The sequence below is a fragment of the Alteromonas sp. S167 genome (assembly GCF_036864375.1).
Lineage (GTDB): Bacteria > Pseudomonadota > Gammaproteobacteria > Enterobacterales > Alteromonadaceae > Alteromonas.
This window is the reverse complement of record NZ_JAZETR010000032.1, coordinates 1-716: the sequence shown is the minus strand read 5'-3', so window position 1 is coordinate 716 and position 716 is coordinate 1. Positions and strand designations below refer to the sequence as shown.

The following is a 716-nucleotide window of genomic DNA, read 5'->3' as shown; positions in this document are numbered from 1 at the left end:
GTTAGCTTCAACAAGGAATTATTAGATATGAGTAACGAAAACAAGACTAAAAAAGTAAAAGTTACAAATACTAATTTAGAACAGTATTGGCTTAGTTCAATCTCAATCAAGCAGTTAAACGATGCAAAAAATGCCGAAGAAGGCTACAAATTCAAAAATATCATTCCTGCGATGGCTTTTTCAGTTTTCACAGTAGAATCTCTCGCAAATATCTATGGAAGCCAACTTTTTCCACATTGGGAGCATTACGAATCAACATCTTTTATCGGTAAAATTGTTATGATTTCTGAGTTTTTTGGTATTAAAGTAGATTTCTCACGAGACCCGTGGCAAACAATAAATACCATGAAAGTATTTCGAAACACTCTCGTTCATGCAAAACCGAAGACGTTTTCGGAAATTCAAGAAATACCATCTCATTGGCCAGATCAAGCAGCCCCTTTACCTAAAACAAAGAAGACAATCATGGATTATTCTTCTATTAAAATGGCTGAATCATTTGAAAAAGCAGCCAAAGAACTAGAATTACTTTGGATCAGCTTTGCTACAGAACATGGAGTGGATCTTATTGGCAAGCCTACTTATGACGTCCAAGCATGAAGCTAACAAACGCATAAACTCGCTCGCGCTGCTCACTGGGACAAAAACACGTAGGCTCCCTTCGCTTCGCTCGGTATTTTAGCCTACGTGTTTTTGCCCGTTATGCGGGCCGTTAG

General features: G+C 38.0%; 1 protein-coding gene. It reads left to right on the top strand.

Translation table 11 applies throughout. The annotated features are described in order from the left end of the window. The coding region (locus V7R35_RS17800) for a hypothetical protein (RefSeq protein WP_334016227.1) at positions 1-600 on the top strand (600 nt) is incomplete at its 5' end. Positions 601-716 lie beyond the last annotated feature (116 nt).